Here is a 14,098-nt window from a genome sequence, read left to right on the forward strand (position 1 = left end):
GGTGCGGGAAGCGTTGCGCGAGGTGCTGGAGTCGCTGGCGCAGGCGCGGGGCGGTGGGCGGTGAGGCCGCCGCCCGACCGGGGGCGCCGGGCCCCGGCACGGCGCCGGAACGCCGGGCACGACCGGCGCGCCCGGTGGTGCGGCCCGGGCAGCCGGAACCGGCTGGACCGCCTGGACCGGCTGGACCGGCTGGACCGGCTGGACCGGCTGGACCGGCTGGACCGGCTGGACCGCCCGAGTGTCCCGGACGGCCCGAGCGGCCCGAGCAGGAGGCACTGGCCGCCGATGTGGCCCGGCTCCGGCAGGAAGCGGCCGGCCTGCGGCAGGCCCTGATCACGTCTCCGGTCATCGACACCGCCCGCGGGGTCGTCATGGCCACCGCGCCCGGTACGAAGGAGGAGGCGTGGCAGGCGCTGGTCGAGATCTCGCAGCGGACGAACGTGAAGCTCCGCGACATCGCCCGGCACATCGTCTCCGGCGTCACCGGTGAGCCGCTGCCGCCCCCGGTACGCGGCGCCCTGCAGGTCGCCCTGGAGCGGATACGCGCGAACCGGCGGTGACACGGCGCCGCCGCCGTACCCTGCGAAGGGTGGGCCCGCCCGGCTCCCGGATCTCTGCCGCGCGCCAGGCGGACGGGCGGCGGGCGGCGCAGCGGACGCCAGGCCGATGGCGGATGATGGCGGACGGCTGTCGTCGGCGGAGGTGAGTGGGTGAAGTCGGGCCGTCCCGAGGGAGAGGGCGAGGGGAGCACGGGTTCCACGCAGGGGCCCGGCGTCGATGAGCGGCGCCTGTTCGCCCGGGCGTTGGCGGACGCGATCGCCGATCACGACGCCTCGACGCTTCCGGCGCGCCTGTGCCAGGCGTGCGTGGACCTGCTCGACATCACCGGCGCCTCGGTCTCCCTGTCCGGCGGCCCGGGCACCGGCGCCGTGTGGTGGTCCAGCGACCCGGTGGCCGCCCAACTGGCGGAGGCGCAGTACAGCCTCGGCGACGGACCCTGCCAGAGCGCGGTCCGGCTGGTGGCGCCGGTCCTGGCCGGAGATCTCACCCGGGGGACGGACGCGCGCCGCTGGCCGGTCTTCGCGCAGCGGGCGGTGGAACTGGACGTGCGTGCGGTGTTCTCCTTCCCGCTGGGCAGCGACGCGGTGGCCATCGGCACCCTGGACCTCTACCGGCGGGACCCGGGCCCGCTCAGCGAGCGGGACATGGCCTTCGCCTTTCCGGCGGGCGACGCCATCACCTTCGCCCTGATCAAGATCCAGTCGGCGGCGGCCCGCGGTGAACCGGTGGGCGGGTCCCAGGATCCGGCGCGGGCCCCGGGGGACGACGGGCAGGGCATGGCGTCGTGGCTGGACGCGGCCGAAACCGGGCACGAGGAGGTGCACTACGCCACCGGCATGGTGATGGTGCAACTGCGCGTCGATCCGCAGCACGCGCTGGCCCGGCTCCGCGCGTACGCTTTCGCGCAGGGCCGGACGGTGACCGATGTCGCGCGCGATGTCATCGCCCGCAAGCTGACGTTCGACGAGTAGGCGTTGCGGAGGCACGAGGGCACGAGGGTATGACGGCACGGGGACGCGATGCCGCGTCGGCGTGAAAGCGGGAGGCGGGCGGCGGCGGGACGGCCCGCCGGTCGGGTATGACGGACGGGCAATGGGGACCATGAGGCCGAGGGCGGGAACGGGGGGTGCGGCATGAACCGTCTGCGGCTCGTGACGGACGCCTTCGTCGGCGTCACCGAGACCTTCGGCGCGAGCGTCGACCCGCTGGTGCTGGCCGAGCGGCTGGTCGGCCATTGCGTCCGGCTCACCGGGGCCGGCGCGGCCGGCCTGATGATGATCACCGCGCGCGGCCGGCTGCGGACGGTGGCGGTCTCCGACGAGCGGGCCGAGGTACTGGAGATGCTCCAGTTGCAGACCGGTGAGGGCCCGTGCGTCGACTGCTGGCGGACCGGAGCCGCCGTCGAGGCCCCCGACCTGCCGGCACAGGCCGACCGCTGGCCGCAGTTCGTGATCCTGGCCCGCGAGGCCGGCTTCCGGGGTGCCTACGCGGTTCCGGTCCAGGTCCACGAGCAGCAGGTGGGCGCGCTGAATCTGCTGGTCGACGCGCCCGGCACCCTGTCGGCGGACGACATCGCGCTGGTCACGGCGCTGGCCGGGGTGGCCGTTACCGCCATGATGCAGTGGCGGTCCGACCCGGCCCGGCCGTCGGACATCCTCACCCGGATCCAGTCGGTGATCTCCGCCAAGGCGTCCCTGGAGACGGCGCTGGGCATGCTCGCCGCCGGCGGCGGCCTCACCATCGCCGAGGCGGCGCGGACCCTGCGCGACTACAGCCGCCGGGGCGGGATCCGGCCGGCCGCCGCCGCCCAGTCCCTGCTGAGCCGGGACCTCGGCCTGGACGAGGTGCTGGCGGCGGCGCCGGACGGATCGCGGGCCGACCCGGCCTCCTGAGGCGAGTACCACCTGTACGGGCCGACGCCCGGGTGCGACAGTGGAGTGGACCGCCGACTGTTCCTTTCGCCTCCGCATGAGGCGGGACGGGCGGCGAGCGCTGGAGTGGATTTCCCGGGCTGGAGCCCTGCGGTCCCCGGCGGCACCCTGTGATGCCGATCCGTGGGCCGCCGTGCCCGCGCGAGGGGACCTCCATGACCGATCTCCCGGATCCCGACCCTCCGGATCTGACCGCCCTGCTGCTCACGGACGACCTGCGGACCGCCCTGCGCCGCCGCGCCGCTGTCGGCCGGGCCGTCGGGGTGATCATGGCCCGGCGGAACTGCTCGCCGGGCAAGGCCGCCGGCATCCTGAGGTCGGCCGCCCGGCACCGCGCGATGGCGATGCACGAGCTGTGCGCGGAACTCGTCGAGGGCTTCGACGAGCAGCCGGCCCGCCGCGAGCCCGGGACGTAGCCGGGGACGCGCCGCGCCTCACACCCGGCCGGCCTGCTCCGTGGGCCGCACGTTCAGCAGGTGCTCCAGGCCGGTCACGGTGAAGACCTTCACGGCCAGCGGCGGCACCATGACGCGCACCGCCACCGCGTGCTCGGTCGCCGCGCTGTGCAGTTCGCACAGGATGTCCAGGGCCGTCGAGGTGACCAGGCAGTCGTGCAGGTGCACGACGAGTTCGGGCTCCTCGCAGGCGCGCAGGTGCCCGAGCAGCGTCTCCAGTACGTCCCGCCGCTGGTGGAAGTCAATGACGCCGGGGATCTCGACGGCGACGGCGCCGTCCGCGCGATAGGCCAGAACTTCCACGGTGAACTCCCTCGCGCCACGAGCGGACGGCCGACCGCTTGAGGTGCGGTGGAGCCGACTGGCCCTGCTGCGAAGGCGCCCGGTGCGGGCGTCGGCGTGGGCGGGGCCCCGAGGGGCGCCACCTACGGGGAACAGGCAGGCCAGCGGCGCACGGACGTCGCGGAATCGGCGTCCGAGCCGGTAGGCCACTGCCTGACCTCGTTCGACCGTAGCAGGTGGCCGGGGTCCGGGGTGCGGTCGCGCTCCCATTGTCAAGGAGTGCGGTACTCCTGAACTGCCCACGGGCTACGGTGATTCCGTCGGCTGCGCCCCCCGGGTGTATTGCTGTACGCAAAGTTCACACCGGCTCGCACCGCTGACCGTCGTGCGCAGTCCGCCATTTTCCTGCCGCGGACGACACGCGACGACGGGGGTGCCGGCGTCCGGTGCGGGCGCGACGCTCCGGTTCGCCGGGCTGAGGACGGGCGGTTCAGAGCATGCGTGAGGATCTGGAGCCCAACGACGCCGGGGTGACCTTCGAGACGGTGCGGGAATTCGACGGCACCGCGGGGTCCATCGCCGCCGCCCGCGCGCTGGCGACCGCGTTCCTGTCCGGGCAGCGCGACGGGCGGGGCCGGCGGCTGCCGCCGCAGGTCGTGGTGGATGTCCAGCTGGTCGTGAGCGAACTGGTCACCAACGCGGTGAAGTACGCGCCCGGTCCGTGCACGCTGTCCCTGCTGCTCAGGGGCCGGTACTTGGAGGTGTCGGTCGCCGACAGCGCGCCGGAGCCGCCGATCCCGCTGACCACCGAGCCGGGCCGGGTGGGGCGGCACGGTCTGGAGATCGTGCTGGCGCTGTGTGTGAGCTTCGAGTTCCAGCACGCGGGCGGCGGCAAGTTCATCACCGTCCTGGTCGATCTCGATGCCGCGGCGGAAGCGGCGAGTTGACCGCGGGGCGCCGCTCGGATCCGGGATCCCGCGTCGTGTCCGCCCGGGTCCGGGGCCCTCGGTGCGGGTGCCGCCCCGGCCTTGCGCGCGGCGGTACGGCCGGCAGCCGCCGTCGGAGCACGGCGGTCGTCACTCAGGAGAGTGGTTTCAGCGGGTTTCCTTCTTGTCACGCGAGAGGCGGGAGGGGCTTCTGGTGATCATGCGGAGTGACCTTCGACCTTCGTACCGCCCTGCGCCGCAGGCGGGTTGTCCTGCCCGGCGTCGCCGCCCTCGCCCTCGTCTGCCTGCTGCCGGCGGCCGCCGCGGCAAGACCGCCGTCCGGACCCGCGTCCCAGCCGGCGATCGGACCCGCGCCCCGGCCCGCGGTCGTACCCGCGCCCCGGCCCGTCACCGCGGCCGAGCGCCGGGTGTCGGCGTATCTGGCCGCGGTCCAGAACCGGCCGGCCGCGCTCGACACCTTCTTCCGGGCCCTGCCCAAGGGCGGTGACCTGCACAATCACCTGTCCGGCGCGGTGTCCACCGAGTACCTGATCCGGCTCGCCGGTGACGACGGCCTGTGCGTCGACGCCTCGATGACGGCGGTGCCGCCACCGTGCGGACCCGGTACGCGGCCCGCCGCCGACGCCCGCACCGACACCGCCTTCCGCGACGCGATCCTGCGCGCCTGGTCGATGCAGGACTTCCCACCGGGTGCGTCGGGCCACGACCACTTCTTCGACACCTTCGGGAAGTTCGGCGAGGTCACCTGGCGGCACCGGGGCAAGCTGCTGGCGAATGTCGCGGACGGCCTGGCCCGGCAGAACCAGTGGTATCTGGAGACGATGATCACCCCCGCCTCGGACGGGGCCAAGGCCCTTGCCCAGCAGGTCGGCTGGGACGACGACTTCGCACGGCTGCACGCGCGGCTGGTCGCGGACGGCAAGCTGGACAAGCTCGTCGACGCCGCCCGGGCGGAGACCGACGCCGGCGACCAGGAGTTCCGTGACGCCGCGCACTGCGGCACCGCCCGCCCCGACCCGGGCTGCCGGGTCGCGGTCCGGTGGATCTCCCAGGTGTCCCGGGGCAGTTCGCCCGAGCGGGTCTTCACCCAGATGGCGCTCGGCATGCGGCTGGCCGAGCGCGATCCCCGGTTCGTGGCGGTGAATCTGGTGCAGCCCGAGGACTGGGACAGCTCGCTGCGCGACTACCGCCTGCAGATGCGCATGCTCGACTATCTGCACGGGGTCTACCCGCGGGCCCACATCACCCTGCACGCCGGCGAGTTGGTGCCGGGCCTGGTCAAGCCCGAGGATCTGACCTTCCACATCGGCGCGGCGGTGACCACCGGGCACGCCGAACGCATCGGCCACGGCGTGGACCTGCTCCACGAGGACCACTGGCAGCAACTCGCCCGCACCATGGCCGCGCGCGGGATCGCGGTCGAGGTGCCGTTCAGCAGCAACGCGCAGATCCTGGGCGTCAAGGGCGCCGACCATCCCTTCACCACCTACCGCGCCTACGGGGTACCGGTGGTGCTGGCGACCGACGACCCGGGGGTCTCGCGGATCGACATCACCCACGAGTACGCCTACGCCGCCCGGACCTACGCCCTGCACTACCCCGAGCTGAAGGACCTGTCCCGCGCCTCGCTGGAGTACGCGTTCCTCCCCGGCCGCAGCCTGTGGGCCGCCCGGGGCCGCTACACCGTGACCGGTCCCTGCGCCCAGGACCGCCCGGGTGCCGCCCGTCCGGGCACCGCCTGCGCCGGTTTCCTGGCCGGGAGCCCCAAGGCGACCCTGGAATGGCACGAGGAGGCCGCGTTCGCCGCCTTCGAACAGCGGTACGCGGTTCGCTGACCGGCCGCGAGCCGGAACACCGCACACACCGCGAAGGGCGCCCACCCCGATCTCCCGGGGTGGGCGCCCTTCGCGGTGTGTGCGGGTGCTACCAGCGGTACCAACGGCCGCGGGCACCGCCGGAGCCGGTGGAGCGGGCCACAAAACCGACCAGCCACACCACCAGGACGACCACGGCCACCCACCAGAGAATCTTGAGCGCGAATCCGGCGCCGAAAAGGATCAGCGCGAGCAGAAGAACGAGAAGCAACGGTCCCATGGTTATCAACCTCCGAGCTGCCGCTTTCCCGGCCCGCGCGCATTCATGCCGGGTTATTGCCGGCGTGCTCTCGGAGTGCTGCCGGCTCGCCGTCGGCTTCCTTATTTCTGCTTCACGACGGCCGGCGCCGAACGGGATTCCGGCCGCCGCCGGTCAATCCACAGGCGTGGGGTGCAGGATGGGGGGTACGAGGGGCTTGGTACCTCCGACGACTTAAGGTGATGACGTGACGGTGTCCACGCAGTTCGCAGGAACGTCCGTCGAGCCGACCGAGCTCGGCTCCGCCGCCCGCGCCACCGCGCCGGCCGCGGCCCCGTCCGCCGCCGTGCGGACGGTCGGCGAGCTGCCCTGGATCGAGGACACCGGCAAGGTCGCCCCGAAGGACGCGCGGGCCCTGTCGAAGGTGTTCTTCGACCGGCTGCAGCACCTCGAAGAGGGCACCCCCGAACACAGCTACGCGCGCAACACCCTGATCGAGATGAACATGTCGCTGGTCCGCTTCAGCGCCCGCCGTTTCCGCGGCCGCGGTGCCGAGGAGATGGAGGACATCCTCCAGGTCGGCACGATCGGGCTGATCAAGGCCATCGACCGGTTCGAGCTGAGCCGTGAGGTGGAGTTCACCACCTTCGCCGTCCCGTACATCGTGGGCGAGATGAAGCGCTTCTTCCGCGACACCAGTTGGGCCGTCCACGTGCCGCGCCGGCTCCAGGAGCTGCGGCTGGAGCTGGCCAAGGCCCGCGACCACCTCACCGCCGTGCTGGACACCAAGCCCACCGTGGCGGAACTGGCCGCGTACATGGAGCTCAGCGAGGAAGAGGTCATCGAGGGCCTGGTGGCGGCCAACGGTTACACGGCGGGCTCCATCGATCTGCCCACCGGTGACGACAACGCGCCCGACTCCGACAGCGGCCGGTCCTACGCCGACACCATCGGTGCCTGCGATCCCGCCATGGAACTGGTCGAGGACTTCAACGCCCTGGCGCCGCTGCTGGGCCGGCTCGACGACCGCGAACGGCTCATCCTGGAAATGCGGTTCGGCCAGGAGATGACCCAGTCCGAGATCGGCGAGGAACTCGGTTACTCGCAGATGCACGTATCCCGCCTGCTGAGCCGCACGCTGACCAAGCTGCGGACCGGGATGCTCGCCGAACGCTGAGCCGTTCCGCGGCCGGTCAGGCGTTGTTCGCCCCTGAGATCCGGATCACATGAACGGTGCCCGCGCCGTTTCCGTGTGAATAACCGGGCGGTGTTCGACAACCGGTCGGCGCGACAAGGCAACGGGGGCGCGCCGACCGGCTGTCGGCGCCGCGGTCGTCCTTGCACCGGATGAGCCGACGCCGTACACCGCCCCGCGCCTGACCACCGTACGGAATTCCCGGGCCCCTGCGCCCGGAATCGCACGGGCCTCCCGGTGAAACGCGGGCTTCACCGGGCCGGGCCCTCTATTCCCGCCGTTCGCACCCCCACCCGACGGCCTTCTTCGCGCTGCCGCCGCACCGGCCCCGAGCCGCGGTAGGAGCAGCGCGACAGCCCGTGTCCGCTTGATCTTTTGCGTGCCGGGCCACCGGGCCCGGCCACAGTTCTGCGATGGGTGACGAGAACAATGAAGACCAGAGCACTTGCGGTGACCGCCGCGGCCTTGGCGGCCGGACCGTTCATCGGAGTGGGGGCCGTGGCGCAGGCCGCCTCCGCCCCGCACACCGTGTACGTGGCCGCGCACGGCCAGGGCACGGCGGGCCGCGGCCCGACCTTCGGCTCCATCGGCCAGGCGGTCGCCGCGGTGGCGCCGGGCGGCACCGTCGTGGTCGGCAAGGGCACGTTCCACGAGGACGTGGCGGTGAACAAGTCGGTGACGATCGAGGGGCAGCGCGGGGCCACCATCGACGCCTCGCAGCTGATCAACGGCCTGACGATCACCGCCTCCCGGGTGACGGTCAGCGGCCTGACCGTGGCGAACGCCATCGGCGAGGGCATCGTGCTGCAGAACGTCAGCCATGTGACCGTGGTGGGCAACAACGTCCACTCCAACGACACCGGTGTGCGGCTGAAGAACCCGGTCGCCAACACCTACCCCTTCTGCCAGCCGCAGGGCGCCATGGCCAACGACTGCGGCGAGAACATCCACCTCGTCGGCAGCTCCGACAACGTGGTGCAGGGGAACTCGGTCACCGACGGCGCCGGCGGCATCCTGCTCACCGACGAGACCGGCCCGACGTCCCACAACCTGATCTCCGGCAACACGGTCGCCGACAACCACACGGCCTGCGGCATCGTCCTGGCCGGGCACAGCCCGCTGGCGGCCCCCGGCGGCACCCCCGCGCCCACCGCGGCCGGCGTGTTCTCCAACACCGTCACCGCCAACAGCATCACCGGCAACGGCCTCCAGGCGGGCGGCGGCGCCGGCGTCCAGATGGCCACCGGCGTCCCCGGCGGTGCCGTCTACGACAACACCGTCACCCTGAACGCCATCAACGGCAACGGCCACTCCGGCGTGACCCTGCACAGCCACGCCCCGGGCCAGTTCCTGAACGGCAACGTGGTGACCGCCAACCAGATCGGCACCAACAACCTCAACGGCGACCTCGACTTCCCGGTCCAGGACCCGCAGACCACCGGCGTCTTCATCGGCACCGCCGCGCCCGTCTCGATCACGGTCCGCGACAACGTCATCGGCCAGGACCACTTCGGCATCTTCACCACCGGTCCGGTCACCGCCACCGGCGAGCACAGCAACCTCTTCCTGCACGACGCGGTCTCCGTGTCCACCAACTGACCCGGTCGACCGACCCCGCGGGGTCCCGCCCCTCCCGGGCCGGGACCCCGCGGCGAGCGATTCCGGCGGCCCGGGCGGCCGGAGGGGCTCTTGCACCGGAGGCGCCGGGCATGTGACATTCGGATACCGGCCAGTCGGTATGGAGGATGTCATGGGTGATTCTCGTGGGTGACTGTCGTGGATGACTTCGGAGTGCAGGCCGAGGCCGCCGAACTGGGATTCGACGCCGGGCGGCTGGCGAGGATCGACCGGCACTTCGAGCGGTACGTCGACGACGGGCGGCTGCCGGGCTGGCTGCTGTCGGTGAGCCGGGCGGGCCGCGTCGTGCATCTGTCCGGCTACGGCCACCGCGATGTGGCGGCCGGCCTCCCGGTCGAGACCGACACGCTGTGGCGCTGGTACTCCATGACCAAGCCCGTCACCTCGGTGGCCGCGATGATGCTCTACGAGGAAGGCGCCTTCGAACTGACCGACCCGGTCGCCGACTTCATCCCCTCCTTCGCCGAACTGCGGGTGTTCCAGAGCGGCAGCGAGCTGCGGCAGCTGACCGTACCGGTGGCGGAACCGGTGACCATCTGGCATCTGCTCACCCACACCGCCGGGTTGACCTACGGCTTCATGCGGGCGCACCCCGTCGACGCCGTCTACCGTGCCCGCGGCTTCGAATGGGGCCAGCCCGAGGGCTACGACCTGGCCGAGGCGTGCGACGCGTGGGCGGAGATACCGCTGCTCTTCCAGCCCGGCACGGAGTGGAACTACTCACTCGCCACCGATGTCCTCGGCCGGGTGGTCGAAGTCGCCTCCGGCTGCCGCCTGGACGACTTCTTCCGGACCCGGATCTTCGAGCCGCTGGGCATGGCCGAGACCGGTTTCCACCTCGCGGCGGACCACCAGGACCGGCTCGCCTCGCTCTACGTCCCCGGTCCGCGGGGCGGTATCGCGCTCGCCCCCGGACTCGGCGAGGTCCGTACCCGTCCGGTGCGGTACCTGTCCGGTGGCGGCGGGCTGGTCGGCACCGCCGCCGACTACCACCGCTTCCTGCTGATGCTGCTGGGGCGCGGCGCGTTGGACGACGTCCGGCTGCTGGGTTCCCGGACCGTCGACTTCATGACCCGCAACCATCTGCCCGGCGGCGCCGACCTGGAGTCCTTCGGCCGGCGGCTGTTCAGCGAGACCTCCTACGAGGGGACCGGCTTCGGCCTGGGCTTCTCCGTCATCGACAACCCGCTGGCCCTGCACGCGCTGGCGTCCCAGGGCGAATACGGCTGGGGCGGCGCCGCCAGCACCGCGTTCTGGGTCGACCCCGCCGAGGAGATCACGGTGATGTTCTTCACCCAGTTGCTCCCCTCGTACACCTATCCGCTGCGCAGCCGGCTGCGGGCCCTGGTCCGGCAGGCCCTGGTCGACTGAGCGCGGCGCACCGCGGGCGCGCGGCCGGGGTCCCGCGGCAGTCCGGCCGGCAGCCGGGGAAAGCCGCGGACAGCAGGCGGCCGGGACGTATCGTGGCGGGCCGGAACACGTCCGAGTGAGGTTCGATGCCACCGATCGGTCCGGCCGGCCCGGAACTGCTGCGCCGCCATGTCGCCGCCCTCGCCCGCGGGCCCCGGAGCCGCCGGCACGCGCCGCGGGCGATGGAAGAGGCCGAGGAGTACGTCACCGGGGTGCTGCGAGCCGCGGGCTGGCAGGTCGCCCGGGAGCCGTTCGACGCCCGGTTGCGGCTGGGCTCGACCGATCGGCACGGGCAGCGGGCGATGCCGCTGAAGGTACGGCTGCACCGGGGCCTGTCCGGCGCGAATCTGCGGGCCGAACTGCCGGGAAGCCGCCCGACCGGCCCCGGCGGGGCGCGCCCGCCGACCCTGGTCGTCGGCGCGCACCTCGACACCGTCCAGGGCAGTCCCGGCGCGGACGACAACGCCTCCGGCGTGGCCGTGGTGCTGGAAGTGGCCCGGCTGCTCGGCGGTCTCGCGGCGCCGCCGCCGGTCACGCTCATGGTCTTCGACATGGAGGAGCTGGGGCTGATCGGCGCGCGCGAAGCCGTCAGGCGCCTGCTGGGCGAGGCCGGCCGCACCCTGGGCGGCATGATCTGCCTGGAATCGGTGGGCTTCTTCTCCGACGAGCCCGGCAGCCAGCGCCTGCCGGCCGGCGCCGGCGCGGTGATGCCCGAGGCGGTCGGCGCGGTGCGGCGCTCAGGTCACCGGGGCGACTTCACACTGATCGTGCACCGGAACTCCTCCCGGACCCTCGCGGCCGGTTGGGCCCGCGCGGCGGCCGCGGCGAGCCCGGCGCTGCCCACGGTCCTGCTGCGCGACCCGCGCCCCGACGGCCCGCTGGGCGCCGCGCTCGGGCTGGCCGTGCCCGCGCTCGGCAACCTCGACCGCAGCGACCACTCCCCCTTCTGGAACCACCGCGTCCCGGCGGTGATGCTGACCGGCACCGCCAACTTCCGCAACGCCGAGTACCACCGCCCCGGCGACCTCCCCGACACGCTCGACTACGCCCGGCTGGCCGCCGTCGCCACCGCGACCGCGGTCACCGCCGCGTCCTGGCCCGAGGCGCGGTGACCACGCGGCGCGCCCGGCCGAGCGGCGGGACCGGCGGACCGGCGGACCGGCGGACCGCCCGGACCGGGCAGCGGGTTCTGCCGGCGAACCCCGGGGGCGCTTGGGGGCGGTCCGCCGGGGGGAAGGTGAACACGGGAGCGGCGAAGGCCGAGCGAGAGGAGTCCGGTGTCGTCCGCCCACTTCGCGGCGGGCCGGAACAGGTGACGGCACGGGAGGGCCGGTGTTCATCGACCGGACAGGCCGACGTAACCGGGCGTCCGCCAACGGCGGGTGTTGGATCAATGAAGGCATGAGGTACTAGCCTGATGGGCGCTCCCCGGGGGGCGGAGATCAAGCGGGCCCGTTTCTGGAAGGTGTGTGCCGGTGCGTGAGGGGAGTCGGCGGGCGCGGCCGGGGGAGATCGGCGGCGGTCGGCTCGCGGCGGGGGTCGCGGTCAGCGGGTGTCGCCGTGATGGCGTGGGCGGTACGTGGCGGAGGAGCGGCCGGTGACGCCCTGGGCCAGGGGGCGCGGGGACTCGGCGCGCAAGCGCGCCGGGCGCAAGGGTGCCGCCGGTGCGGCGGAGGGCTCGTCGGACGCGTCCGAGGCGGATGCCGGGTCGGTCCCGGTCCTGGTGGAGGACCACGACGGCCTGCTGCTGCTCCGCGCCCCGCTGGACGACGCGCTGGAACCGGCCGACATCGTCGATCTGACCCGTCAACTGCGGTCGCGCGGCGGCATCGTGACGCTCGTCGTCGGTGCGCACGCCGCGGCGGCCGACGCGGTGTGGCCGCGCCTGAACGAACTGCTGGATTCGCTGCGCGCCGAAGGGGCCACCGCGGTGCGGCTGGCCATGGCGAGCGCCGGGGACGACCAGCCGGGCCGACCGTCGGCCGCGCGCCAGATCGCCGAGGCGTGGGGAATCACGGTGGAGGCCCCGGACGGAGCCGTCCTGGCCGTCCCCGGCGGCTCGCTCTTCATCCCGGCGGGGAGCTGGTGGCGGTTCGCCCCGGGGGCCAAACCGGTACCGCTCGGGCCGCGTTGCCCGGCGCCGTCCTGGCACGTGGCGGTCGACCGGCTGCCCGCGCGGACCTCCGCCGGGTGCGCGGTGCACCAGCTTCCGGCCGGCGTGCTCGTACGGCCCGTCGAGGCGGCGGCCACCGAGCCGGGCGACTTCTTCCACGCCGTACCGGTCGACCCGTGGCGGCCGGCCGTGGTGGTCGGCGTGCCGTGGGGCGAGGACGTCTCGGCGGAGGAGGTGGCGGACCTGCTGGCCGGACTGCCGAAGCCGAAGCCGCATCCGGGGTCAGGGCCTGGGCCCGCGCCGGGGCCGGGGTCGATACCCGGGCCCGCGGCGGGATCAGGGCCGGGATCAGGGCCGGGATCGGGGGCGGGGTCGCGGTCGGGGCCGGGCGCCGCCGAGTCCGCGGCGCCGCCCGCTCCCGCCGCGCTCGTCCGCCTCATCCCCGGCGGCCACCAGGACCTGCTCCCGCTGGGCCGCCGCGTCGCCGACCTGCTCGGCTCCGAGGTGGAAGTGACCACCGGACTCCCGCTGTTCGCCGCCAGCGGGCCGATGGCGTCCTATGCCGCCCGCTCGGTCCTGATGGGAACGGACGGTACGCCCGGCTGGCTGCCGTTCGTGGACGCCGTGGTGTGCCGGCCGTCGCGCGGCGGCCAGGCCGTCGCTCCCCAACTGCTGCGCTGGTCACCGCCGTTGCCGGGCCCCGGGCGGCCGGAGGACGGCATCGTACGGCTCTCCGACCGCTGGCAGGTCACGGCGACCAGGGCCGGACTGTGGGTGGACGCGCCCAACCGCGCCCACCCGCTGCACACCGCCCGCCAGGTGGTGGCCGAGGGTCCGGCCATCGAGGTCGGCACCCCGGGCGAGCGGCTGGACGGCTCGCTGTGGCCCGACCTGTCCCGCCTGCTCGGCGCGCTCGGCGCGGATCTGCGCACGCGGGCCACCTTGTACGTCCACGGCACGCCGCTCGACGGAGGGCGCGAGCTGCGCCACCTCGCGGTCCAGCACGGGCTGCGCACCATTCGTTACGCCACGACGGCCCCGGGCGGCGGTTCCCGCCTCGGCGCCGGGCCCCGCCCGGCGGGTCCGAGACCGGGATCCCCCGCAGGACCCGGACCTGGCCCGCTCCCGGCATCGGGCACCGCCGCCCCACTCACCCGCCCGCCCGGAACCGCACACCCCCCGACGCCCGCGCCCTCCGCCCGCCCGGGCGAGGTTGTGCGCGCGCAGGGCGCCGCCGGCGCCAACCGGCCCCCGGGGCCCCGCCCGGGGACCGCTTCCCCGTTCGCCCCCGGCCTTCCCGCCCCGACCAGCAACTCCGATCGTCCGCCCCCGGCTACCGCCTCGCCGACCGCACCGGTCCGCCCGGGCGGGGCGGTCGGAGCCGAGGGTGCCCCCGGCTCCGGTACTGACCGGGAGCGGGCAACGCGGCCTGGTTCGGGGACGGCTTCCCCGCTCGCTCCCGGCGATCCCGCGCGGCCTGCGCCGGGCCGTCC

At 73.9% G+C, this 14,098-nt stretch carries 12 protein-coding genes and 1 pseudogene; 11 read left to right on the plus strand and 2 right to left on the minus strand.

The annotated features are described in order from the left end of the window. Positions 1-287: 287 nt before the first annotated feature. From GA0115240_RS37390 to GA0115240_RS29655, 4 genes are all read left to right on the plus strand, one after another. Positions 288-560 (plus strand): ANTAR domain-containing protein, encoded by a 273-nt coding sequence (locus GA0115240_RS37390; RefSeq protein WP_161302567.1) that lies wholly within the window; start codon positions 288-290, stop codon positions 558-560. A gap of 150 nt (positions 561-710) precedes the next feature. After that, complete coding sequence (locus GA0115240_RS29645) at positions 711-1,532, plus strand: GAF and ANTAR domain-containing protein (protein WP_107407232.1); 822 nt, start codon at positions 711-713, stop codon at positions 1,530-1,532. Positions 1,533-1,694: 162 nt separating this feature from the next. Then, positions 1,695-2,453: a GAF domain-containing protein gene (locus GA0115240_RS29650; protein ID WP_093741401.1), complete on the plus strand. Its 759-nt coding sequence runs from the start codon at positions 1,695-1,697 to the stop codon at positions 2,451-2,453. A gap of 194 nt (positions 2,454-2,647) precedes the next feature. Beyond that, a complete protein-coding gene (locus tag GA0115240_RS29655; RefSeq protein WP_161302569.1) occupies positions 2,648-2,908 on the plus strand; it encodes an ANTAR domain-containing protein in 261 nt (86 codons plus the stop codon). An 18-nt stretch (positions 2,909-2,926) separates the two neighbouring features. Here GA0115240_RS29655 and GA0115240_RS29660 read toward each other — a convergent pair whose 3' ends face one another. Then, positions 2,927-3,250 (minus strand): hypothetical protein, encoded by a 324-nt coding sequence (locus GA0115240_RS29660; protein ID WP_093741404.1) that lies wholly within the window; start codon positions 3,248-3,250, stop codon positions 2,927-2,929. A gap of 476 nt (positions 3,251-3,726) precedes the next feature. Between GA0115240_RS29660 and GA0115240_RS29665 the strand changes: the two genes are divergently transcribed. Next, positions 3,727-4,176, plus strand: coding sequence for an ATP-binding protein (locus tag GA0115240_RS29665; protein WP_237555323.1), 450 nt, complete (start codon positions 3,727-3,729; stop codon positions 4,174-4,176). 206 nt (positions 4,177-4,382) lie between these two features. Further along, positions 4,383-6,011, plus strand: a complete 1,629-nt coding sequence (locus tag GA0115240_RS29670) for an adenosine deaminase family protein (RefSeq protein ID WP_093741407.1) — start codon at positions 4,383-4,385, stop codon at positions 6,009-6,011. 88 nt (positions 6,012-6,099) lie between these two features. Here the strand turns inward: GA0115240_RS29670 and GA0115240_RS29675 are convergent, their stop codons facing one another. Then, positions 6,100-6,270, minus strand: a complete 171-nt coding sequence (locus GA0115240_RS29675) for a hydrophobic protein (RefSeq protein ID WP_176725208.1) — start codon at positions 6,268-6,270, stop codon at positions 6,100-6,102. Between the two features lie 325 nt (positions 6,271-6,595). On the opposite strand from GA0115240_RS29675, the gene GA0115240_RS29680 reads away from it, so the two are divergent. The 5 genes and pseudogenes from GA0115240_RS29680 to GA0115240_RS29700 all read left to right on the plus strand — a co-directional run. Continuing rightward, positions 6,596-7,426: an RNA polymerase sigma factor SigF gene (locus GA0115240_RS29680; protein ID WP_256070076.1), complete on the plus strand. Its 831-nt coding sequence runs from the start codon at positions 6,596-6,598 to the stop codon at positions 7,424-7,426. A 447-nt stretch (positions 7,427-7,873) separates the two neighbouring features. Beyond that, positions 7,874-9,043 (plus strand): right-handed parallel beta-helix repeat-containing protein, encoded by a 1,170-nt coding sequence (locus tag GA0115240_RS29685; RefSeq protein WP_141709006.1) that lies wholly within the window; start codon positions 7,874-7,876, stop codon positions 9,041-9,043. A gap of 177 nt (positions 9,044-9,220) precedes the next feature. Continuing rightward, positions 9,221-10,453, plus strand: a complete 1,233-nt coding sequence (locus tag GA0115240_RS29690) for a serine hydrolase domain-containing protein (RefSeq protein ID WP_093741414.1) — start codon at positions 9,221-9,223, stop codon at positions 10,451-10,453. A gap of 125 nt (positions 10,454-10,578) precedes the next feature. Further along, entirely contained in the window at positions 10,579-11,604 is a 1,026-nt protein-coding gene (locus tag GA0115240_RS29695) for a M28 family peptidase (RefSeq protein WP_093741416.1), read from the plus strand. A 485-nt stretch (positions 11,605-12,089) separates the two neighbouring features. Next, positions 12,090-14,098 (plus strand): annotated as a pseudogene (locus GA0115240_RS29700) (hypothetical protein); the annotation flags it as partial.

This window comes from Streptomyces sp. DvalAA-14 (assembly GCF_900091855.1).
Taxonomy (GTDB): domain Bacteria; phylum Actinomycetota; class Actinomycetes; order Streptomycetales; family Streptomycetaceae; genus Actinacidiphila.